This is a genomic window from Pseudomonas sp. H1_D05, assembly GCF_054682705.1.
Map to the genome: position 1 here is coordinate 2,781,578 of NZ_CP162825.1, position 21,093 is coordinate 2,802,670.

19 protein-coding genes and 2 tRNA genes are annotated in these 21,093 nt (G+C 57.8%); 20 read left to right on the top strand and 1 reads right to left on the bottom strand.

Annotation, left to right across the window (positions count from 1 at the left end):
• Position 1 precedes the first annotated feature (1 nt).
• From dnaJ to AB4O11_RS12450, 6 genes are all read left to right on the top strand, one after another.
• A complete protein-coding gene (gene dnaJ / locus AB4O11_RS12425; protein WP_016986506.1) occupies positions 2 to 1,126 on the top strand; it encodes a molecular chaperone DnaJ in 1,125 nt (374 codons plus the stop codon).
• Between the two features lie 9 nt (positions 1,127 to 1,135).
• On the top strand, positions 1,136 to 1,942 hold the full coding sequence (dapB, locus tag AB4O11_RS12430) for a 4-hydroxy-tetrahydrodipicolinate reductase (RefSeq protein ID WP_116256444.1): 807 nt from the start codon (positions 1,136 to 1,138) through the stop codon (positions 1,940 to 1,942).
• Between the two features lie 257 nt (positions 1,943 to 2,199).
• A complete protein-coding gene (carA, locus tag AB4O11_RS12435; RefSeq protein ID WP_460130773.1) occupies positions 2,200 to 3,336 on the top strand; it encodes a glutamine-hydrolyzing carbamoyl-phosphate synthase small subunit in 1,137 nt (378 codons plus the stop codon).
• A gap of 125 nt (positions 3,337 to 3,461) precedes the next feature.
• Positions 3,462 to 6,683 carry a carbamoyl-phosphate synthase large subunit gene (carB, locus tag AB4O11_RS12440; RefSeq protein ID WP_007915231.1) on the top strand — a complete coding sequence of 1,074 codons (3,222 nt, stop codon included), beginning with the start codon at positions 3,462 to 3,464 and terminating at the stop codon, positions 6,681 to 6,683.
• Entirely contained in the window at positions 6,680 to 7,156 is a 477-nt protein-coding gene (gene greA, locus AB4O11_RS12445) for a transcription elongation factor GreA (protein WP_003221530.1), read from the top strand. Before carB ends, greA begins: the two co-directional genes overlap by 4 nt.
• A 28-nt stretch (positions 7,157 to 7,184) precedes the next feature.
• Positions 7,185 to 7,589 (top strand): MFS transporter, encoded by a 405-nt coding sequence (locus tag AB4O11_RS12450; RefSeq protein WP_093435749.1) that lies wholly within the window; start codon positions 7,185 to 7,187, stop codon positions 7,587 to 7,589.
• A 9-nt stretch (positions 7,590 to 7,598) separates the two neighbouring features.
• Here AB4O11_RS12450 and AB4O11_RS12455 read toward each other — a convergent pair whose 3' ends face one another.
• Positions 7,599 to 7,907, bottom strand: coding sequence for a YhbY family RNA-binding protein (locus AB4O11_RS12455; protein ID WP_003221534.1), 309 nt, complete (start codon positions 7,905 to 7,907; stop codon positions 7,599 to 7,601).
• A gap of 101 nt (positions 7,908 to 8,008) precedes the next feature.
• Here AB4O11_RS12455 and rlmE point away from each other — a divergent pair, with 101 nt between their 5' ends.
• The 14 genes from rlmE (at position 8,009) to rpsO (ending at position 21,037) form a co-directional block, all read left to right on the top strand.
• Complete coding sequence (gene rlmE / locus AB4O11_RS12460) at positions 8,009 to 8,638, top strand: 23S rRNA (uridine(2552)-2'-O)-methyltransferase RlmE (protein ID WP_007915237.1); 630 nt, start codon at positions 8,009 to 8,011, stop codon at positions 8,636 to 8,638.
• Between the two features lie 202 nt (positions 8,639 to 8,840).
• Entirely contained in the window at positions 8,841 to 10,748 is a 1,908-nt protein-coding gene (gene ftsH / locus AB4O11_RS12465; RefSeq protein WP_016986501.1) for an ATP-dependent zinc metalloprotease FtsH, read from the top strand.
• Positions 10,749 to 10,756: 8 nt separating this feature from the next.
• Positions 10,757 to 11,608 (top strand): dihydropteroate synthase, encoded by an 852-nt coding sequence (gene folP, locus AB4O11_RS12470; RefSeq protein ID WP_093435757.1) that lies wholly within the window; start codon positions 10,757 to 10,759, stop codon positions 11,606 to 11,608.
• 16 nt (positions 11,609 to 11,624) lie between these two features.
• Complete coding sequence (glmM, locus tag AB4O11_RS12475; protein ID WP_064119464.1) at positions 11,625 to 12,962, top strand: phosphoglucosamine mutase; 1,338 nt, start codon at positions 11,625 to 11,627, stop codon at positions 12,960 to 12,962.
• A 65-nt stretch (positions 12,963 to 13,027) separates the two neighbouring features.
• Complete coding sequence (gene tpiA / locus AB4O11_RS12480) at positions 13,028 to 13,783, top strand: triose-phosphate isomerase (protein WP_016986498.1); 756 nt, start codon at positions 13,028 to 13,030, stop codon at positions 13,781 to 13,783.
• A 4-nt stretch (positions 13,784 to 13,787) separates the two neighbouring features.
• Entirely contained in the window at positions 13,788 to 14,174 is a 387-nt protein-coding gene (gene secG, locus AB4O11_RS12485; protein ID WP_016986497.1) for a preprotein translocase subunit SecG, read from the top strand.
• 21 nt (positions 14,175 to 14,195) lie between these two features.
• Positions 14,196 to 14,281 (top strand) — tRNA-Leu (locus tag AB4O11_RS12490).
• A gap of 97 nt (positions 14,282 to 14,378) precedes the next feature.
• Positions 14,379 to 14,455, top strand: a tRNA-Met gene (locus AB4O11_RS12495).
• Positions 14,456 to 14,594: 139 nt separating this feature from the next.
• Positions 14,595 to 15,053, top strand: coding sequence for a ribosome maturation factor RimP (gene rimP, locus AB4O11_RS12500; RefSeq protein WP_007915250.1), 459 nt, complete (start codon positions 14,595 to 14,597; stop codon positions 15,051 to 15,053).
• Between the two features lie 47 nt (positions 15,054 to 15,100).
• On the top strand, positions 15,101 to 16,582 hold the full coding sequence (gene nusA / locus AB4O11_RS12505) for a transcription termination factor NusA (RefSeq protein ID WP_093435760.1): 1,482 nt from the start codon (positions 15,101 to 15,103) through the stop codon (positions 16,580 to 16,582).
• A 27-nt stretch (positions 16,583 to 16,609) separates the two neighbouring features.
• Positions 16,610 to 19,141, top strand: coding sequence for a translation initiation factor IF-2 (gene infB, locus AB4O11_RS12510; RefSeq protein WP_095119526.1), 2,532 nt, complete (start codon positions 16,610 to 16,612; stop codon positions 19,139 to 19,141).
• Between the two features lie 159 nt (positions 19,142 to 19,300).
• Positions 19,301 to 19,702 carry a 30S ribosome-binding factor RbfA gene (gene rbfA / locus AB4O11_RS12515; protein WP_093435767.1) on the top strand — a complete coding sequence of 134 codons (402 nt, stop codon included), beginning with the start codon at positions 19,301 to 19,303 and terminating at the stop codon, positions 19,700 to 19,702.
• 4 nt (positions 19,703 to 19,706) lie between these two features.
• Complete coding sequence (gene truB, locus AB4O11_RS12520) at positions 19,707 to 20,624, top strand: tRNA pseudouridine(55) synthase TruB (protein ID WP_093435771.1); 918 nt, start codon at positions 19,707 to 19,709, stop codon at positions 20,622 to 20,624.
• A gap of 143 nt (positions 20,625 to 20,767) precedes the next feature.
• Positions 20,768 to 21,037 carry a 30S ribosomal protein S15 gene (gene rpsO / locus AB4O11_RS12525; protein ID WP_003177875.1) on the top strand — a complete coding sequence of 90 codons (270 nt, stop codon included), beginning with the start codon at positions 20,768 to 20,770 and terminating at the stop codon, positions 21,035 to 21,037.
• The last annotated feature ends 56 nt before the right edge of the window (positions 21,038 to 21,093 follow it).

Genomic DNA, 21,093 nt, shown 5'->3' on the forward strand with positions numbered 1-21,093 from the left:
TATGGCAAAGCGTGACTATTACGAAGTGTTGGGTGTTGAGCGCGGCTCAAGCGATGCGGACCTGAAGAAGGCTTACCGTCGTCTGGCGATGAAGCACCACCCGGACCGTAATCCCGATGACAAAGCATCGGAAGAAATGTTCAAAGAGGCCAACGAGGCCTATGAAGTGCTGTCCGACTCGAGCAAGCGTGCGGCGTACGATCAGTACGGCCATGCCGGCGTCGACCCGAGCATGGGTGGCGGTGGCGCCGGTTTCGGCGGTCAGAACTTCTCGGACATCTTTGGTGATGTCTTCAGTGATTTCTTCGGTGGCGGTCGCGGCGGTTCCCGTGGCGGCGCTCAGCGTGGCAGCGACTTGCGCTACACCCTGGAACTGAATCTGGAAGAAGCGGTGCGCGGCACGTCGGTGAATATCCGTGTTCCGACACTGGTCAACTGCAAGCCGTGCGACGGTTCGGGTGCCAAGAAAGGCTCCTCTCCATCGACGTGCCCGACTTGCGGCGGCATCGGCCAGGTGCGCATGCAGCAGGGCTTCTTCTCGGTGCAGCAAACCTGCCCGCGTTGCCATGGTCAGGGCAAGATCATTTCCGATCCGTGCGATTCCTGCCACGGTGACGGTCGCGTTGAAGAGTACAAAACCCTATCGGTCAAAGTGCCGGCCGGCGTCGATACCGGTGACCGCATTCGTCTGTCCGGCGAAGGCGAAGCGGGTACGCAGGGCGGCCCGACGGGCGACCTGTATGTGGTTATCAATGTCCGCGAGCACGACATCTTCCAGCGCGATGGCAAGCATCTGTTCTGCGAAGTGCCGATCAGCTTCGTCGACGCAGCACTGGGCGGCGAACTGGAAATCCCTACCCTCGACGGTCGCGTCAAACTGAAAATCCCTGAAGGCACTCAGACCGGCAAGCAGTTCCGTGTACGCGGCAAAGGCGTGGCGCCGGTGCGTGGCGGCGGTGCAGGCGATCTGATGTGCCGCGTTGCGGTCGAAACGCCGGTCAATCTGAACCGTCGTCAGCGCGAACTGCTGGAAGAATTCCGCAGCTCGCTGGCCGACGACAATAGCCACTCGCCGAAAACCACCGGTTGGTTCGACGGCGTGAAGCGCTTCTTCGGCGATCTGTAAGGAGTCGGCATGCGACGTATAGCTGTGATGGGCGCTGCTGGGCGCATGGGTAAGATTCTGGTCGAGGCCGTGCAGCAGCGCGCGCCGCTGACCGGTTTGACTGCCGCCGTGGTTCGTCCTGGCAGCACGCTGATCGGCGTCGATGCGGGGGAGCTGGCCTCGCTGGGGCGTATCGGTGTGCCGCTGTCCGGGCATATCGAAGCCGTGGCTGAAGAGTTCGATGTGTTGATCGACTTCACGCTGCCGGAAGTGATGCTGAAAAACCTCGCGTTCTGCCGCAAGGCCGGCAAGGCCATGGTCATTGGTACCACCGGGCTGGACGCGGCGCAGAAGCAGTTGCTGGCCGACGCGGGCAAAGATATTCCGATCGTGTTCGCGGCCAACTTCAGTGTCGGTGTCAATCTGTCGCTGAAGCTGCTCGACATGGCGGCGCGCGTGCTGGGTGATGATGCGGATATCGAAATCATCGAAGCCCATCACCGGCACAAGATCGATGCGCCGTCAGGTACGGCGTTGCGCATGGGTGAAGTGATTGCCAGTGCGCTGGATCGTGATTTACAGAAAGTCGCGGTGTACGGTCGTGAGGGTCATACCGGCGCTCGTGAGCGTGAAACCATCGGTTTTGCCACTGTGCGTGGTGGTGATGTGGTCGGTGATCACACCGTGTTGTTCGCCTGCGAAGGTGAGCGCCTGGAGATCACGCACAAGGCGTCTAGCCGTATGACGTTCGCCAAGGGCGCGGTGCGTGCGGCGCTGTGGCTGGATGGTCGCGAGCCGGGTCTGTACGACATGCAAGACGTGCTCGACCTGCGTTGATACACTGCTGAACCCGGCGCAAACGCCCTGTTTGCGCTGGTTTTTCTCCGCTCGGCGACGACCTGTCGCATTCTCCGGCCTTTTCGGCTCTTTAGCGGTGGACCAAAAAAGGCTTTTTCTGTAAGCTACAGCTTTAGTGTGTCCACTAAAAGCGCGCAGAATAATTCAGTGAAGAAGCGGGGTGACGTGTCCATACGTCACTCCGCTTTTTTACAACCTGCGATCGCCCTTTCATGCGTTATTTACGGGAGGTCTTCTTGACTAAGCCAGCCATACTTGCCCTTGCTGATGGCAGCATTTTTCGCGGCGAAGCCATTGGTGCCGACGGTCAAACCGTTGGTGAGGTGGTGTTCAACACCGCAATGACCGGCTATCAGGAAATCCTTACCGATCCTTCCTACGCCCAACAGATCGTTACCCTGACTTACCCGCACATCGGCAACACCGGCACCACGCCGGAAGATGCCGAGTCCGACCGCGTCTGGTCCGCTGGCCTGGTTATTCGCGACCTGCCGCTGGTAGCGAGCAACTGGCGTAACACGATGTCCCTGTCCGATTACCTGAAAGCCAACAACGTTGTGGCAATCGCCGGTATCGACACCCGTCGCCTGACCCGCATCCTGCGTGAAAAAGGCGCACAGAACGGCTGCATCATGGCCGGCGACAACATCTCCGAAGAAGCGGCCATCGCCGCTGCGCAAGGTTTCCCGGGCCTGAAGGGCATGGATCTGGCGAAAGTCGTCAGCACCAAGACCCAATACGAATGGCGCTCGACTGTCTGGGATCTGAAAACCGACAGCCACGCGACCATCGACGCTTCCGAGCTGCCATACCACGTGGTTGCCTATGACTACGGCGTCAAGGTCAACATCCTGCGCATGCTGGTCGAGCGCGGCTGCCGCGTCACCGTGGTGCCTGCCCAGACTCCAGCCGCTGATGTGCTGGCACTGAAGCCGGACGGCGTGTTCCTGTCCAACGGCCCTGGTGATCCGGAGCCTTGCGACTACGCGATCAAGGCGATCAAGGAAGTCCTGGAAACCGAAATTCCGGTATTCGGTATCTGCCTCGGTCACCAACTGCTGGCTCTGGCCTCCGGCGCCAAGACCCTGAAAATGGGCCACGGCCACCACGGTGCTAACCACCCAGTGCAGGATCTGGACACTGGCGTCGTGATGATCACCAGCCAGAACCACGGTTTCGCGGTAGACGAAGAAACCCTGCCAGCCAACGTGCGTGCGATCCACAAATCGCTGTTCGACGGCACCCTGCAAGGCATCGAGCGCACCGACAAGAGCGCGTTCAGCTTCCGGGGTCACCCTGAAGCGAGCCCGGGCCCGAACGACGTCGCGCCACTGTTCGACCGCTTCATCAACGAGATGGCCAAGCGACGCTAAGCGTTCGCCTTGAGACTGTAGAGAGAAGCCCTCGAGGGCGGCCCCGACACCGGTGGCCCCCTTGAGACTTCAGAAATCGATCAAGACGGCTTGCCGACTGACCTGCGGATTTGAGTGACAAACCCATGCCAAAACGTACAGACATTAAAAGCATCCTGATTCTCGGCGCTGGCCCGATCGTTATCGGCCAGGCCTGCGAATTCGACTACTCCGGCGCCCAGGCCTGTAAAGCCCTGCGCGAAGAGGGTTACCGCGTCATCCTGGTGAACTCCAACCCGGCCACCATCATGACCGACCCGGACATGGCCGACGCGACCTACATCGAGCCGATCAAGTGGCAGACCGTTGCCAAGATCATCGAAAAAGAGCGTCCGGACGCGGTGCTGCCAACCATGGGCGGCCAGACTGCTCTGAACTGCGCCCTGGATCTGGAGCGCGAAGGCGTTCTGGAGAAGTTCGGCGTAGAGATGATCGGCGCCAACGCTGACACCATCGACAAGGCTGAAGACCGTTCGCGTTTCGACAAGGCGATGAAATCCATCGGCCTGGCGTGCCCGCGTTCCGGTATCGCCCACAGCATGGAAGAAGCCAACGCGGTTCTCGAAACCCTGGGCTTCCCGTGCATCATCCGTCCGTCCTTCACCATGGGCGGCACCGGTGGCGGTATCGCGTACAACCGTGAAGAGTTCGAAGAAATCTGCGCCCGTGGTCTGGACCTGTCGCCGACCAAAGAGCTGCTGATCGACGAATCGCTGATCGGCTGGAAAGAATATGAAATGGAAGTTGTCCGCGACAAAAAGGACAACTGCATCATCGTCTGCTCGATCGAAAACTTCGACCCGATGGGCGTGCACACCGGTGACTCGATCACCGTAGCTCCTGCGCAAACCCTGACCGACAAGGAATACCAGATCCTGCGTAACGCCTCGCTGGCGGTACTGCGTGAGATCGGCGTCGAGACTGGCGGTTCCAACGTTCAATTCGGTATCTGCCCGAACACCGGCCGTATGGTCGTGATCGAAATGAACCCGCGTGTATCGCGTTCCTCGGCACTGGCTTCGAAAGCCACCGGTTTCCCGATCGCCAAAGTCGCGGCCAAACTGGCTGTGGGTTACACCCTCGACGAACTGTCGAACGACATCACCGGCGGCAAGACCCCGGCGTCCTTCGAGCCGTCGATCGACTACGTCGTCACCAAGCTGCCACGCTTCGCCTTCGAGAAGTTCGCCAAGGCTGACGCACGCCTGACCACGCAAATGAAGTCGGTCGGTGAAGTCATGGCCATCGGCCGTACCTTCCAGGAATCCCTGCAGAAAGCCCTGCGCGGTCTGGAAGTCGGCGTTTGCGGTCTGGACGAGAAGCTCGACCTGAGCAACCCGGAAAGCATGAGCGTGCTCAAGCGCGAACTGACCGTGCCGGGCGCCGAGCGTATCTGGTACGTGGCAGATGCTTTCCGCGCTGGCCTGTCGGTCGAAGACATCTTCGGCATGAACATGATCGACCCGTGGTTCCTGGTGCAGATCGAAGATCTGATCAAGGAAGAAGAGAAGGTCAAGACCCTCGGTCTGTCCGCTATCGACCGCGACCTGATGTTCAAGCTCAAGCGCAAAGGCTTCTCCGATCAGCGTCTGGCCAAACTGTTGGGCGTGACCGAGAAGAACCTGCGCACTCATCGCCAGAAGCTGGAAGTGTTCCCGGTCTACAAGCGCGTTGACACCTGCGCCGCCGAGTTCGCCACTGACACCGCTTACCTCTACTCCACCTACGAGGAAGAGTGTGAAGCTGCGCCGTCGGGTCGCGACAAGATCATGATTCTGGGCGGTGGTCCGAACCGTATCGGCCAGGGCATCGAGTTCGACTACTGCTGCGTTCACGCTGCTCTCGCCCTGCGCGAAGACGGCTACGAAACCATCATGGTCAACTGCAACCCGGAAACCGTTTCCACCGACTACGACACTTCCGACCGTCTGTACTTCGAACCGGTAACTCTGGAAGACGTGCTGGAAATCTGCCGCGTCGAGAAGCCGAAAGGCGTGATCGTCCAGTACGGCGGCCAGACTCCGCTGAAACTGGCTCGTGCCCTGGAAGCCGCTGGCGTGCCGATCATCGGCACCAGCCCGGACGCCATCGACCGTGCCGAAGACCGTGAGCGTTTCCAGCAAATGGTTGAGCGCCTGAATCTGCGTCAGCCGCCAAACGCCACCGTGCGCAGCGAAGACGAAGCTGTTCGTGCTGCCGCGAAGATCGGTTATCCGCTGGTGGTGCGCCCGTCCTATGTACTGGGCGGCCGTGCGATGGAAATCGTTTACAAGGAAGACGAGCTCAAGCGTTACCTGCGTGACGCGGTGCAAGTGTCCAACGACAGCCCTGTGCTGCTCGACCACTTCCTCAACTGCGCCATCGAAATGGACGTGGATGCGGTCTGTGACGGCAAAGACGTGGTGATCGGCGCGATCATGCAGCACATCGAACAGGCTGGCGTTCACTCCGGTGACTCCGCGTGCTCGCTGCCGCCGTACTCGCTGCCGGCGCACATCCAGGACGAGATGCGCGAACAGGTCAAGAAAATGGCTCTGGAACTGGGCGTTGTCGGCCTGATGAACGTGCAGTTGGCGCTGCAAGGCGAAGACATCTACGTCATCGAAGTCAACCCGCGCGCTTCCCGTACCGTACCGTTCGTGTCGAAGTGCATCGGTGTCTCCCTGGCCATGATCGCTGCCCGCGTGATGGCCGGTAAGACCCTGAAAGAAATCGGCTTCACCAAAGAAATCATCCCGAACTTCTATAGCGTGAAAGAGGCGGTGTTCCCGTTCGCCAAGTTCCCTGGCGTTGACCCGATTCTCGGCCCAGAGATGAAGTCGACCGGTGAAGTGATGGGCGTCGGCGACACCTTCGGTGAAGCATTCGCCAAAGCCCAGATGGGCGCCAGCGAAGTGCTGCCGACCGGCGGTACAGCATTCATCAGCGTGCGTGACGACGACAAGCCACTGGTTGCAGGCGTGGCCCGCGATCTGATCAACTTGGGCTTCGAAGTGGTAGCCACTGCCGGCACTGCCAAGCTGATCGAAGCCGCAGGTCTGAAAGTGCGCCGTGTGAACAAGGTGACCGAGGGTCGTCCGCACGTGGTCGACATGATCAAGAATGACGAAGTCACCCTGATCATCAACACCACTGAAGGTCGTCAGTCGATCGCTGATTCGTACTCCATTCGTCGTAATGCCTTGCAGCACAAGATTTACTGCACAACCACTATTGCTGCTGGCGAAGCTATCTGTGAAGCGCTGAAGTTCGGTCCTGAAAAAACCGTGCGCCGCTTGCAGGATCTACACGCAGGATTGAAGGCATGATCAAATACCCAATGACCGTCCAGGGCGCCAAAGCCCTGGAAGAAGAACACGCTCACCTGACCAAGGTCGTCCGTCCGAAGCTCAGCCAGGACATTGGTACGGCTCGCGAGTTGGGTGACTTGAAGGAAAACGCTGAATACCATGCTGCCCGCGAACAGCAAGGCATGGTCGAGGCGCGGATTCGTGATATCGAAGGCCGGATTCAGAATCAGGTCATCATCGATGTCACGACCATCCCGCACACCGGCAAAGTGATTTTCGGTACCACCGTCGAAATCGCCAATGTCGAGACTGACGAAAGCGTCACTTACCACATCGTGGGTGAGGATGAGGCTGACTTCAAACTTGGCAAGATTTCGGTCGGCTCGCCTTTGGCCCGTGCCTTGATTGGCAAGGAAGAGGGCGATGTGGTCGCCGTGAAAACGCCAAGCGGCGTGATCGAGTACGAGATTGTCGAAGTCCGTCACATCTGAAAAAGGGCGCCCGCTGCATGCGGGCGCCATGCTTTGGCAGCTGACCCAGATGCTTTGGGTTGGCGGTCTATGGCTGATTCATCTCGGTTTGCAGCCGGCGTTGGGCAAGATTGGCCTGGCACCGCTGCTGATCGATGAGGTGGCCAGTGCATTTGAAGTGCTGGTGGTAGGTTTTGCCGCCGTATGCGTTATTTTTCAGGCTTTGGTGCTGGTACAGGCCGAGGGCCTTGTCAGTCTATGGCGAGATTTTCGCGGTCAGGTGCTGCTGATGGCGTTGTATGCGTGTGCGATGTTTGTCGCAGTGCGTGTCGGCTGGCCGGATGCGCAGCGCTGGCAGGTCTTCAGTTATCTGGTTCTGGGTTTTTCCGGGCTGGTGCTGGTGATGCAGCCGGTGCCGGGATGGAGTGGCAGGGTGCGCGAAGCACACCCTTGACCCTTGTCATCACTTGAAGCGATGAACGTTCGACAGCTGCTTGTTGACGCTGAAGTTCTTGCGGTAAACCAGTGCCATCTTGCCGATGACCTGTACCAGGTCCGCTTTGCCGACCTTGCACAGTTCTGCGATATGCGCCAGGCGCGACTCGCGATCGAGGATGTTGAGCTTGATCTTGATCAGCTCGTGGTCCGCCAAAGCGCGTTCAAGTTCGGCTAAAACACCTTCAGTCAAACCGTTGTCAGCCACCGTCAAAACCGGTTTCAGGTGGTGGCCAATGGATTTGTACTGTTTCTTCTGCTCTGGAGTGAGCGGCATAATCTGACCCTTTCGTCTGGATTCTGTAAAATGGCGGCCATTTTACCCGAGGGCTCGTGGATCCGCCCAATTAATCACGACCCTAATCATCGAGGTGCCCAATGGCGCGTTCCAAGACAAGCCTTGGTTGGCTGAAACGACATGTCAACGATCCCTATGTGAAGCAAGCACAGAAGGATGGCTACCGCTCGCGTGCGAGCTACAAACTTCTGGAGATCCAGGAGAAATACAAGCTGATTCGTCCCGGTATGAGCGTTGTCGACCTGGGTGCGGCGCCCGGTGGCTGGTCGCAGGTGACTAGCCGGCTGATCGGTGGTCAGGGGCGTCTGATCGCCTCGGACATCCTGGAAATGGACAGCATTCCGGACGTGACTTTCATTCAGGGCGATTTCACCGAGGACGAAGTGCTCGGGCGGATTCTCGAAGCCGTGGGTAATTCGCAGGTGGACCTTGTGATTTCCGATATGGCCCCCAATATGAGTGGTACGCCTGAAGTGGATATGCCGAAAGCCATGTTCCTTTGCGAGTTGGCGCTTGATCTGGCGGAACGGATCCTCAAGCCGGGTGGAAATTTTGTGATCAAGATTTTTCAGGGCGAAGGGTTTGATGTTTACCTGAAGGACGCTCGCAAAAAGTTCGACAAGATCCAGATGATCAAACCAGACTCCTCTCGTGGCAGCTCACGTGAGCAATACATGCTGGCTTGGGGTTACCGCGGTCGTAGCGAGTAAAACGAGGTTTTTTGGTGGGGTGATAGGTTTTTCGTATTTCGCTCCGCGTGCATAAGCGAATATTGTGTAGAAAGTGTTTCACAAAGGGTTACAGACGGCGCCTGCCAGAGTTGTAGGTAATGTAGTAAGTTAGGCCGGTGAATATCATGCGAAGCGCGCGCCAGTAGCGGAGCTTGCTTCAGAGGGTAGTTAATTGAACGATATGGCAAAGAATCTGATCCTGTGGTTGATCATCGCGGCTGTCTTGGTGACGGTGATGAACAACTTCTCCAGCCCTAACGAGCCGCAGACCCTCAACTATTCCGACTTCATCCAGCAGGTCAAGGATGGCAAGGTCGAGCGCGTAGCCGTTGATGGTTATGTGATTACCGGCAAGCGCAATGATGGCGATAGCTTCAAGACCATTCGTCCGGCAATCCAGGACAATGGCCTGATCGGCGACCTGGTCGACAACCACGTTGTGGTTGAAGGCAAGCAGCCTGAGCAGCAAAGCATCTGGACTCAATTGCTGGTAGCCAGCTTCCCGATCCTGGTGATCATCGCGGTGTTCATGTTCTTCATGCGCCAGATGCAGGGCGGTGCCGGCGGCAAGGGCGGACCGATGAGCTTCGGCAAGAGCAAGGCGCGCCTGCTCTCCGAAGATCAGGTGAAAACCACTCTGGCTGACGTTGCCGGTTGCGACGAAGCCAAGGAAGAAGTCGGCGAGCTGGTTGAATTCCTCCGTGACCCGGGCAAGTTCCAGCGCCTGGGCGGTCGTATTCCTCGCGGTGTGCTGATGGTCGGTCCTCCGGGTACCGGTAAAACCTTGCTGGCCAAGGCGATTGCCGGCGAAGCCAAGGTTCCGTTCTTCACCATTTCCGGTTCTGACTTCGTCGAGATGTTCGTCGGTGTCGGTGCCAGCCGTGTTCGCGACATGTTCGAGCAGGCCAAGAAGCACGCTCCTTGCATCATCTTCATCGACGAAATCGACGCCGTCGGTCGCCATCGTGGCGCCGGCATGGGTGGCGGTCACGATGAGCGTGAGCAGACCCTCAACCAGTTGCTGGTTGAGATGGACGGCTTCGAAATGAACGATGGCATCATTGTTATCGCTGCAACCAACCGCCCAGACGTCCTCGACCCTGCGCTGCTGCGTCCGGGCCGTTTCGACCGTCAGGTTGTCGTTGGTCTGCCAGATATCCGTGGTCGTGAGCAAATCCTCAAAGTACACATGCGCAAAGTGCCAATGGGTGACGACGTCGCTCCGGCCGTTATCGCGCGTGGTACTCCGGGGTTCTCCGGTGCTGACCTGGCCAACCTGGTCAACGAAGCGTCTTTGTTCGCTGCACGTAGCGGCAAGCGCATCGTCGAAATGAAAGAGTTCGAACTGGCCAAAGACAAGATCATGATGGGCGCCGAGCGCAAATCCATGGTCATGTCCGAGAAAGAGAAACAGAACACCGCTTATCACGAAGCTGGCCACGCCATTGTCGGTCGCGTCGTGCCTGAGCATGATCCGGTCTACAAGGTATCGATCATTCCGCGCGGTCGTGCGCTGGGTGTGACCATGTTCCTGCCGGAAGAAGATCGTTACAGTCTGTCCAAGCGTGCGCTGATCAGCCAGATCTGCTCGCTGTACGGTGGCCGTATCGCTGAGGAAATGACCCTCGGTTTCGACGGTGTGACCACCGGCGCTTCCAACGACATTATGCGTGCTAGTCAGATTGCGCGGAACATGGTCACCAAGTGGGGCCTGTCGGAAAAACTCGGTCCGTTGATGTACGCCGAAGAAGAGGGTGAAGTGTTCCTCGGTCGCGGCGGTGGCGGTCAAGCTGCCAGCTTCTCCGGTGAGACAGCCAAGCTGATCGACTCCGAAGTGCGCAGCATCATTGATCAGTGCTACGGCACGGCCAAACAGATTCTCACGGACAACCGTGACAAGCTTGATGCGATGGCTGATGCGTTGATGAAGTATGAAACGATCGATGCTGAACAGATCGACGACATCATGGCGGGACGTACACCACGCGAGCCACGTGATTGGTCGGGGGGCACTGGTACACCACCACCTCCGGTGGTTCGTGACGAGCGTCCGGAAACACCGATTGGCGGTCCGGCTGCTGACGTTTAAGGTTTGAAATGACTTCTGTACAGTCCCTGACCCGGTTGCCTTGCGGCAACCGGGTTCTTGATTTGGCCCAGACGCATGTCATGGGTATTCTCAATGTCACCCCTGATTCTTTCTCCGACGGCGGCCAATACAGCCAGCTCGATGCGGCTTTGCGCCACGCCGAGGCTATGGTTGCAGCGGGTGCGACGCTGATTGATGTCGGTGGCGAGTCCACTCGCCCAGGCGCGCGCGCAGTGTCACCGCTCGAAGAGCTTGAGCGTGTGGCGCCGATCGTCGAGCTGATCAATCGCGAGTTGGATGTGATCATTTCGGTGGACACTTCTACGCCAGCCGTTATGCGCGAAACCGCACGATTGGGTGCCGGGTTGATCAACGATGTGCGGTCACTGCGGCGCGATGGCGCGCTGGATGCGGCGGCGGCTACGGGTTTGCCGGTGTGTCTCATGCATATGCTCGGTGAGCCTGGAGACATGCAGGACAATCCGCAGTATCAGGATGTCACGCGCGAAGTCGGTGATTTTCTAGCCGAGCGCATGGCGCAGTGTGCGGCGGCCGGTATTCCTGAGGGGCGGATCATTCTTGACCCGGGTTTCGGTTTCGCCAAAACCCTGCAGCACAACCTAAGCTTGTTCAAGCACATGGAAGCCCTCCATGCGTTGGGCCGGCCACTGCTTGTCGGTGTTTCCCGAAAAAGCATGATCGGGCAGGCCTTGAATCGTCCTGTCGGCGAGCGGCTTCATGGTGGTCTGGCACTGGCGGCGCTGGCATCGGTGAAGGGGGCGCGTATATTGCGCGTCCATGATGTAGCGGAAACGGTAGACGTGGTGCGCATGATCGCGGCCGTGGAATCAGCCGAATAAGAATGATGGAGCAGTTATGAGCAAGAAATACTTTGGTACTGACGGCATTCGTGGTCGAGTCGGTGAATACCCGATTACTCCTGACTTCATGCTCAAGCTCGGCTGGGCTGCCGGCATGGCGTTCCGCAAAATGGGCGCTTGCAAGGTGCTGGTCGGCAAGGACACGCGGATTTCCGGTTATATGTTCGAGTCGGCACTTGAGGCTGGTCTGACATCGGCGGGGGCTGATGTGATGTTGCTGGGTCCTATGCCGACGCCGGCCATTGCCTATCTGTCGCGTACGTTTCAGGCTGAGGCCGGTATCGTGATCAGTGCCTCGCACAATCCGCATGACGATAACGGCATCAAGTTCTTCTCCGGTAAAGGCACCAAGCTGCCGGATGAGCTGGAGCTGATGATTGAAGAGCTGCTCGATACCCCGATGACTGTGGTCGAATCGAGCAAGATCGGCAAAGTGTCGCGAATCAACGATGCATCAGGTCGCTACATTGAGTTCTGCAAAAGCAGTGTGCCAACCGGAACCAGTTTTTCCGGTCTCAAGATCGTTATCGACTGTGCGCACGGTGCGACCTATAAGGTGGCTCCGAGTGTCTTCCGCGAGTTGGGGGCAGAAGTCGTCGTGCTGTCAGCGCAGCCAAACGGTCTGAATATCAATGAAAACTGCGGCTCGACCCATATGGGTCAGTTGCAGGCTGCGGTGCTCGCCGAGCATGCCGACCTGGGTATCGCTTTCGATGGTGATGGTGATCGGGTGCTGATGGTCGATCACACTGGCGCCATCGTCGATGGTGATGAATTGCTGTTTATCATCGCTCGTGATCTGCATGAGCGGGGCAAATTGCAGGGCGGTGTCGTTGGTACCCTGATGAGTAATCTGGGGCTGGAACTCGCGCTGGCGGATCTTTCGATTCCATTTATTCGTGCCAATGTCGGCGACCGTTACGTGATTGCCGAGTTGCTTGAACGCAACTGGCTGGTCGGCGGAGAAAACTCGGGGCATATCGTTTGCTTCAATCACACCACGACCGGTGATGCGATCATCGCTGCGTTGCAGGTGCTGATGGCGCTGAAGACCCGTAATGAAGGTTTGGCGCAAACCCGCCAGGCATTGCGCAAGTGCCCTCAGGTACTGATCAATGTGCGTTTTGGTGGTGGCGAAAGTCCGCTGGAGCACCCGGCTGTCAAGGAGGCCAGTGCGCGCGTCACCCAGGCAATGGCGGGACGCGGGCGCGTGCTTTTGCGCAAGTCCGGGACAGAGCCTCTGGTGCGGGTAATGGTCGAAGGCGAGGATGAAACCCAGGTTCGCAACTACGCCGAAGAGCTGGCAAAACTGGTAACTGAAGTTTCTGCCTGATACGGCTTGCAAGCCATGATTGTGTTGGGTAACATCTGCGCCCACTTTGACCGACGAGGTACAGCATGCGTCGCCCTATGGTAGCTGGTAACTGGAAGATGCACGGTACCCGCGCCAGCGTCGCTGAGCTGATCAACGGCCTTCGTCATCTGGCCTTGCCAAGCGGTGTTGATGTCGCGGTATTCCCGCCTTGCTTGTATATCAATCAAGTGATTGATGGCTTGAAAGGCAAATCGATTTCGGTCGGTGCGCAGAATTCTGCGGTGGAATCCATGCAAGGTGCATTGACCGGTGAGATTGCACCGAGTCAGTTGGTGGATGCAGGTTGTTCCCTTGTGCTTGTCGGGCACTCCGAACGCCGCCAGATAATGGGCGAGCGAGATGGGATGCTGAATCGCAAGTTTGCAGCGGCACAGGCATGTGGCTTGATTCCGGTGTTATGTATAGGGGAAACCCTTGAGCAACGCGAAGCTGGAAAAACTCTTGAGGTTGTCGGGCGTCAGCTGGGCAGCATCATCGAGGAGCTGGGTGTAGGTGCTTTTGCCAAGGCAGTCATCGCTTACGAGCCTGTCTGGGCCATTGGTACCGGACTGACTGCAACGCCTCAACAGGCTCAGGATGTGCATAAAGCCATTCGCGAGCAGTTGGCGGCAGAGAATTCTGAAGTCGCACGAGGTGTGCGCCTTCTATACGGCGGCAGCGTGAAGGCGGCCAATGCGGTCGAACTGTTCGGCATGCCGGATATCGATGGGGGGCTCATTGGTGGAGCTTCCCTGAATGCAGATGAGTTCGGTGCGATCTGTCGCGCCGCGGGAAACTGAAAAAATGCTGGAAACAGTCGTAGTCGTTTTTCATCTGCTGGGTGCATTGGGCGTAGTTGCTCTGGTTTTGCTGCAGCAGGGTAAGGGTGCGGACGCTGGCGCGTCTTTCGGAGCAGGTGCTTCAAATACTGTGTTCGGAAGCCAAGGTTCCTCTACCTTTCTTAGTAAGTTTACTGCTATACTTGCCGCCGGTTTCTTCATAACCAGCTTGGGGTTAGGTTACTTTGCTAAAGAGAAGGCTCATCAGCTGACTCAGGCAGGTCTCCCAAATCCAGCAGTGTTGGAAGTGCCTAAGCAACAACAACCGGCTTCTGATGATGTCCCGGTGCTTCAAGAGCAAAAGTCGGCTACTCCAGCGACTGACGTACCTCCAGCTCAAGAGCAGAAGTAAGAAGGGTTTCAACGTAGTTTTGCCGAGGTGGTGGAATTGGTAGACACGCAACCTTGAGGTGGTTGTGCCCATAGGGTGTAGGGGTTCGAGTCCCCTTCTCGGTACCAATTAGTCAGGAGAGCCCGCTGTTGCGGGCTTTCTTGCAGGTGGAAGGTTACATTGACCCTATAAGGGATCGGTCGTATACTTCCGCCCCAGCTTTGTCGCGGGGTGGAGCAGTCTGGTAGCTCGTCGGGCTCATAACCCGAAGGTCGTCGGTTCAAATCCGGCCCCCGCAACCAGTTTAAGGAGCCCCTTTTAAGGGGCTTTTTGTTAGCTGGACACTTTCAACGCCGCTGTTCGACGGCGTTTCAAGGATGGGCGTTAAGCCCATTTTTTTATTTTGCAAAGCATGCACATATCATGCACTAGGGGGTTCAGGTGTCGAGCAAGCTAGAAGAGTTGCAGGCCTTGCTGGCCCCGGTGGTCGTGGCCCTGGGCTATGAATGCTGGGGTATCGAGTTTTCGGCTCAGGGTCGTCACTCGATGTTGCGCGTTTATATCGATAAAGAGGGTGGCGTGCTGGTGGACGATTGCGCCATTGTCAGCCGTCAGATCAGCGGTGTACTGGATGTTGAAGATCCAATTTCCGTTGAATACACCCTCGAAGTTTCCTCGCCTGGCATGGAGCGCCCACTGTTCACTCTTGAGCAGTTTGCAAAATTTGCCGGTGAACAAGTGAAGATCAAGCTGCGCTCGCCTTTTGAAGGTCGACGCAACTTTCAGGGCCTTCTGCGCGGTGTAGAAGAACAGGATGTCGTGGTGCAGGTAGACGACCATGAGTTCCTGTTGCCGATCGATATGATCGACAAGGCCAACATTATTCCCAGTTTTGACTGAGACGCGGATCCCGCGGATCCAATGGCTTGCGAAAGGCGAGGCGTACGATGAGCAAAGAAGTACTGCTGGTTGTTGAGTCGGTATCCAATGAAAAGGGCGTACCGGCAAGCGTAATTTTTGAAGCGCTGGAGCTGGCTCTGGCCACTGCTACCAAAAAGCGTTTTGAAGACGAAGTAGACCTGCGTGTGGAGATTAATCGCCACACCGGTTCTTACGAAACTTTCCGTCGCTGGACGGTCGTTGAAGAGAATGATCTCGACGATCCGGCCATCGAAACCTGGCCAACCAAGGTTGCTGAAACGCATCCTGGCGCCAAGGTTGGCGACGTCGTTGAAGAAAAGATCGAATCCATCGAGTTCGGCCGCATCGCTGCACAGACTGCCAAGCAGGTCATCGTGCAGAAAGTTCGCGAAGCCGAGCGCGCTCAAGTGGTCGACGCCTATCGCGAGCGCCTGGGAGAAATCATCTCCGGCACCGTGAAAAAAGTCACCCGCGACAACGTGATCGTCGATCTGGGTAACAACGCTGAAGCGTTGCTGGCCCGTGAAGACATCATTTCTCGCGAAACTTTCCGTGTCGGCGTGCGCCTGCGTGCGCTGCTCAAGGAAATCCGCACCGAGAACCGCGGCCCGCAGCTGATCCTGTCGCGTACCGCGCCGGAAATGCTGATCGAGCTGTTCCGCATCGAAGTGCCGGAAATTGCCGAAGGCCTGATCGAAGTAATGGCAGCGTCCCGTGATCCGGGTTCGCGCGCCAAGATCGCCGTCCGCTCCAAGGACAAACGCATCGACCCGCAGGGCGCTTGCATTGGTATGCGCGGTTCGCGCGTCCAGGCAGTGTCGGGCGAGTTGGGCGGTGAGCGTGTTGATATCGTCCTGTGGGATGACAACCCGGCTCAGTTCGTGATCAACGCCATGTCCCCGGCTGAGGTTGCGGCAATTATCGTTGACGAAGATGCCCATGCAATGGACATCGCCGTTGGCGCAGACAATCTGGCTCAGGCCATCGGTCGAGGTGGTCAGAACGTGCGTCTGGCGAGCCAGTTGACTGGCTGGACCCTGAACGTGATGACCGAATCGGACATCCAGGCTAAGCAGCAAGCAGAAACCGGCGACATCCTGCGCAACTTCATCGACGAGCTGGAAGTCGACGAAGAACTGGCTCAGGTGCTGGTAGATGAAGGCTTCACCAGCCTGGAAGAGATTGCCTACGTACCGTTGGAAGAAATGCTCAACATCGACGGCTTTGACGAAGATATCGTCAACGAGCTTCGCGCTCGTGCCAAGGATCGTTTGTTGACCAAAGCCATCGCTACTGAGGAAAAGCTGGCAGACGCCCATCCGGCCGAAGACCTGCTCTCGCTTGAGGGTATGGACAAGGATTTGGCGATGGAACTGGCGGTGCGCGGCGTAATTACCCGCGAAGACCTGGCCGAGCAGTCTATTGACGACCTGCTCGACATCGACGGCATTGACGATGATCGTGCCGGCAAGTTGATCATGGCCGCCCGAGCCCACTGGTTCGAGTAATTAGGCGCGGCCTGAGGAGAGAAGTGCATGACGCAAGTCACGGTGAAACAACTGGCCGATGAGGTCAAAACACCGGTAGAGCGCCTGTTGCAGCAGATGCGTGAGGCAGGTCTGCCGCACACCGCCGCCGAAGAAAATGTGACTGACAGTGAGAAGCAGTCCCTGCTGACTCACTTGAAAAGCAGCCACAAGGCGAAAGTGGAAGAACCACGCAAGATCACGCTGCAGCGTAAAACCACCAGCACCCTGCGTGTTGCTGGCAGCAAAAGCATCAGCGTTGAAGTCCGCAAGAAGAAAGTTTTCGTACAGCGTAGCCCGGAAGAAATCGAAGCCGAGCGCAAGCGTGAACTGGATGAGCGTCGCGCAGTAGAAAATGCTGCCCGTCAGAAGGCTGAAGAAGAAGCCAAGCAACGCGCCGAAGTAGAAGCGCGTAATCAGCCTGCTGCTGCGCAGAACGCTACCAGCGACGCCGTTGCGGCGCCGGCTGCAGTTGCCGAACCTGTTCGCGAAAGCGCACCGGTGGTTGCCGCTGCTCCAGCTCCGTCTGCTGACGTTCGCAACAAGCAGAACGAACAGCGCCGTCCGGACAAGCCACGTGCTGACGATAACAATCGTCGCAGCGGTGGCGGTGATGGCGAGCGCAAAAACGCTCCGCATCGCGCCTCGGTCAAAGAAAAAGCGCCGGCTCCACGCGTGGCACCACGCACTACCGACGAAGAAAGCGATGGCTTCCGTCGTGGTGGTCGCGGCAAGGCCAAGCTGAAGAAGCGCAACGCACACGGTTTCCAGAGCCCAACCGGCCCTGTCGTGCGTGATGTGCAGATCGGCGAGACCATCACTGTTGGCGATCTTGCCAATCAGATGTCGGTCAAGGCTGCTGAAATCATCAAGTTCATGTTCAAACTGGGTACTCCAGCGACCATCAACCAGGTGCTTGATCAGGAAACTGCTCAACTGGTAGCCGAAGAACTGGGCCACAAAGTGACCCTGGTCAGCGACACCGCCCTGGAAGACTCCCTGGCCGAGTCCCTGAAGTTTGAAGGTGAGTCGTTCTCCCGTGCGCCAGTCGTGACCGTAATGGGCCACGTTGACCACGGTAAAACGTCCCTGCTCGACTACATCCGTCGTGCCAAGGTAGCTGCTGGCGAAGCCGGCGGTATTACTCAGCACATCGGTGCATACCACGTTGAAACCGAACGCGGCATGGTCACCTTCCTCGACACCCCGGGTCACGCCGCGTTTACCGCAATGCGTGCTCGTGGTGCCAAGGCGACCGACATCGTGATCCTGGTGGTTGCAGCGGACGACGGCGTGATGCCGCAGACCATTGAAGCTGTTCAGCACGCTGTAGCGGCTGGCGTTCCACTGGTTGTAGCAGTGAACAAAATCGACAAGCCGGGCGCCGATCTCGATCGCATCCGTAGCGAACTGTCGGTTCACGGCGTGACTTCCGAAGAGTGGGGCGGTGATACGCCGTTCGTTCCGGTTTCGGCGAAAGTCGGTACTGGCGTGGACGAGTTGCTTGAAGCCGTTCTGCTGCAAGCTGAAGTTCTCGAACTGAAAGCAACTCCATCGGCTCCTGGCCGTGGCGTTGTGGTTGAATCGCGTCTCGACAAAGGTCGTGGCCCGGTGGCTACCGTTCTGGTTCAAGACGGTACCCTGCGCCAAGGCGACATGGTTCTGGTCGGTTCGAACTATGGCCGCGTGCGTGCCATGCTCGACGAGAACGGCAAGCCAATCAAAGAAGCCGGTCCATCCATCCCTGTCGAGATCCTCGGCCTGGACGGTACCCCGGACGCTGGCGACGAGATGAGCGTGGTTGCTGACGAGAAGAAAGCCCGTGAAGTGGCTCTGTTCCGTCAAGGCAAGTTCCGCGAAGTCAAACTGGCTCGCGCTCACGCCGGCAAGCTGGAAAACATCTTCGAAAACATGGGTCAGGCCGAGAAGAAGACGCTCAACATCGTCCTCAAATCCGACGTCCGTGGTTCGCTGGAAGCGTTGAACGGTGCCTTGAATGGCCTGGGCAACGACGAAGTACAAGTGCGTGTAGTCGGCGGCGGCGTTGGTGGTATCACCGAATCCGACGCTAACCTGGCACTGGCTTCCAACGCTGTACTGTTCGGCTTCAACGTGCGTGCCGATGCTGGCGCACGGAAGATCGTCGAGCAGGAAGGTCTGGACATGCGTTACTACAACGTGATCTACGACATCATCGAAGACGTCAAGAAAGCCCTGACCGGCATGCTCGGCAGCGATGTTCGCGAGAACATCCTGGGTGTGGCCGAAGTGCGTGACGTGTTCCGTTCGCCGAAGTTTGGCGCGATCGCAGGCTGCATGGTGATCGAAGGTGTTGTGCACCGTAACCGTCCGATCCGTGTACTGCGTGAAGACATCGTTATCTTCGAAGGCGAGCTGGAATCCCTGCGCCGCTTCAAGGATGACGCTTCCGAAGTACGTGCCGGCATGGAATGCGGTATCGGCGTGAAGAGCTACAACGACGTCAAAGTCGGCGACAAGATCGAAGTCTTCGAGAAGGTTCAGGTTGCTCGCAGCCTCTAACTCGCACACTTCAGGAGCCGTGATGGGCTGCCGTACTCAACGGTGCGGCGCATCACCCGGACTCTAAACGCAACGCCCGGTCTGGCTTTTGTCAGGCCGGGCGTTTGCCGCTTTCAGACCTTGCGGGTTTCACCGCAGGGCAGTAACAGGTAACAAATCATGGCAAAAGAATACAGCCGTACCCAACGTATCGGCGATCAGATGCAGCGTGAGCTGGCCCAACTGATCCGTCGCGAAGTCAAAGATCCACGCGTGGGTCTGGTCACCATTACCGCTGTGGAAGTCAGCCGTGACGTCGGTCACGCCAAGATTTTCATTACCGTGATGGGCCAGGACAATGCTGAAGATATCGCGCAAAGCATCAAGGTGCTCAACGCCGCCGCAGGTTTCCTGCGCATGCAGCTGGCCCGTGAAATGAAACTGCGCAGCGTGCCGCAATTGCACTTCCACTACGATGAATCCGTCGTGCGTGGTGCGCACCTGTCGGCGCTGATCGAGCGTGCCGTGGCTGAAGACAATCAGCATCCGGTCGTTGCTGAACCTGAAGACACCAAGGAGTAATTCGGTGGCTCAGGTCAAACGTATCCGTCGTAATGTCAGCGGCATCATCTTGCTCGACAAACCGTTGGGGTTCACCTCCAACGCTGCGTTGCAGAAGGTCCGCTGGCTGCTCAATGCCGAGAAGGCCGGTCACACCGGTAGCCTAGACCCACTGGCCACCGGCGTTTTGCCGTTGTGCTTCGGTGAGGCCACCAAGTTCTCGCAATACCTGCTCGATTCCGACAAGGGTTATGAAACCCTGGCGCAACTGGGCAAGACCACCACCACGGCAGATGCCGAAGGTGAGGTTTTGCAGGAGCGCCCGGTGACCGTTGGTCGCGCCGATGTCGAAGCGGTTCTGCCGAAATTTCGCGGGCAAATCAGTCAGATACCGCCGATGTACTCGGCGCTCAAGCGTGATGGCCAGCCGCTGTATAAGCTGGCTCGTGCAGGCGAAGTAGTGGAGCGCGAACCGCGTTCTGTTACTATTGCGCGCTTGGAATTACTGGCCTTCGAAGGCGATACTGCGCGTCTTGCGGTGGATTGCAGCAAGGGCACCTATATTCGCACCCTGGTGGAGGATATCGGTGAGCAACTCGGTTGTGGTGCGTACGTCGCTGAATTGCGTCGTACCCAGGCCGGGCCTTTCACCCTGGCGCAGACGGTTACCCTCGAAGAGCTTGAAGCAGTACATGCCGAAGGCGGCAACGAAGCGGTTGATCGCTTCCTGATGCCATCGGACAGCGGCCTGCTGGATTGGCCGTTGCTGCACTTCTCGGAAGCGAGTGCGTTCTACTGGCTCAACGGCCAGCCGGTACGTGCCCCGGATGCTCCGAAGTTCGGCATGGTACGGGTACAGGATCACAATGGTCGCTTCATCGGTATCGGTGAAGTGAGCGAAGACGGGCGCATTGCACCACGTCGACTGATTCGGTCGGAATGACCGAAACCGGTCTGTGTCAAAGCAGGCTGGCGAGGGTGGCTGTTAACAGGCACGGTCACTACTCATTTATAGATACAGGGATTTGTCCCTGGCCTGTTGAAGCTGTTTCCCTGAAACAGTTTCCTGATAAAAAGGATTGCCTCATGGCTCTCGACGTTCAAGAAAAAGCTCAAATCGTTGCTGACTACCAGCAAGCTGTTGGTGACACTGGTTCGCCAGAAGTGCAAGTTGCACTGCTGACCCACAACATCAACAAGCTGCAAGGTCACTTCAAGGCCAACGGTAAAGATCACCACTCCCGTCGTGGTCTGATCCGCATGGTAAACCAGCGTCGCAAGCTGCTGGACTACCTGAAAGGCAAGGATCTGGGTCGTTATCAGACTCTGATCGGTCGCCTGGGTCTGCGTCGCTAATCAGCGATTGCGCTATGAGGTTGGTTGTCTGTCGGACGTCTGCGGTTTACCGCTGG

Bases quoted from the DNA above. Each gene is read 5' to 3' on its own strand.
- dnaJ (WP_016986506.1), top strand. From the start codon at position 2: ATGGCAAAGCGTGACTATTACGAAGTGTTGGGTGTTGAGCGCGGCTCA.
- dapB (WP_116256444.1), top strand. From the start codon at position 1,136: ATGCGACGTATAGCTGTGATGGGCGCTGCTGGGCGCATGGGTAAGATT.
- carB (WP_007915231.1), top strand. From the start codon at position 3,462: ATGCCAAAACGTACAGACATTAAAAGCATCCTGATTCTCGGCGCTGGC.
- greA (WP_003221530.1), top strand. From the start codon at position 6,680: ATGATCAAATACCCAATGACCGTCCAGGGCGCCAAAGCCCTGGAAGAA.
- AB4O11_RS12450 (WP_093435749.1), top strand. From the start codon at position 7,185: ATGCTTTGGCAGCTGACCCAGATGCTTTGGGTTGGCGGTCTATGGCTG.
- AB4O11_RS12455 (WP_003221534.1), bottom strand. From the start codon at position 7,907: ATGCCGCTCACTCCAGAGCAGAAGAAACAGTACAAATCCATTGGCCAC.
- rlmE (WP_007915237.1), top strand. From the start codon at position 8,009: ATGGCGCGTTCCAAGACAAGCCTTGGTTGGCTGAAACGACATGTCAAC.
- ftsH (WP_016986501.1), top strand. From the start codon at position 8,841: ATGGCAAAGAATCTGATCCTGTGGTTGATCATCGCGGCTGTCTTGGTG.
- folP (WP_093435757.1), top strand. From the start codon at position 10,757: ATGACTTCTGTACAGTCCCTGACCCGGTTGCCTTGCGGCAACCGGGTT.
- glmM (WP_064119464.1), top strand. From the start codon at position 11,625: ATGAGCAAGAAATACTTTGGTACTGACGGCATTCGTGGTCGAGTCGGT.
- tpiA (WP_016986498.1), top strand. From the start codon at position 13,028: ATGCGTCGCCCTATGGTAGCTGGTAACTGGAAGATGCACGGTACCCGC.
- secG (WP_016986497.1), top strand. From the start codon at position 13,788: ATGCTGGAAACAGTCGTAGTCGTTTTTCATCTGCTGGGTGCATTGGGC.
- nusA (WP_093435760.1), top strand. From the start codon at position 15,101: ATGAGCAAAGAAGTACTGCTGGTTGTTGAGTCGGTATCCAATGAAAAG.
- infB (WP_095119526.1), top strand. From the start codon at position 16,610: ATGACGCAAGTCACGGTGAAACAACTGGCCGATGAGGTCAAAACACCG.
- rbfA (WP_093435767.1), top strand. From the start codon at position 19,301: ATGGCAAAAGAATACAGCCGTACCCAACGTATCGGCGATCAGATGCAG.
- rpsO (WP_003177875.1), top strand. From the start codon at position 20,768: ATGGCTCTCGACGTTCAAGAAAAAGCTCAAATCGTTGCTGACTACCAG.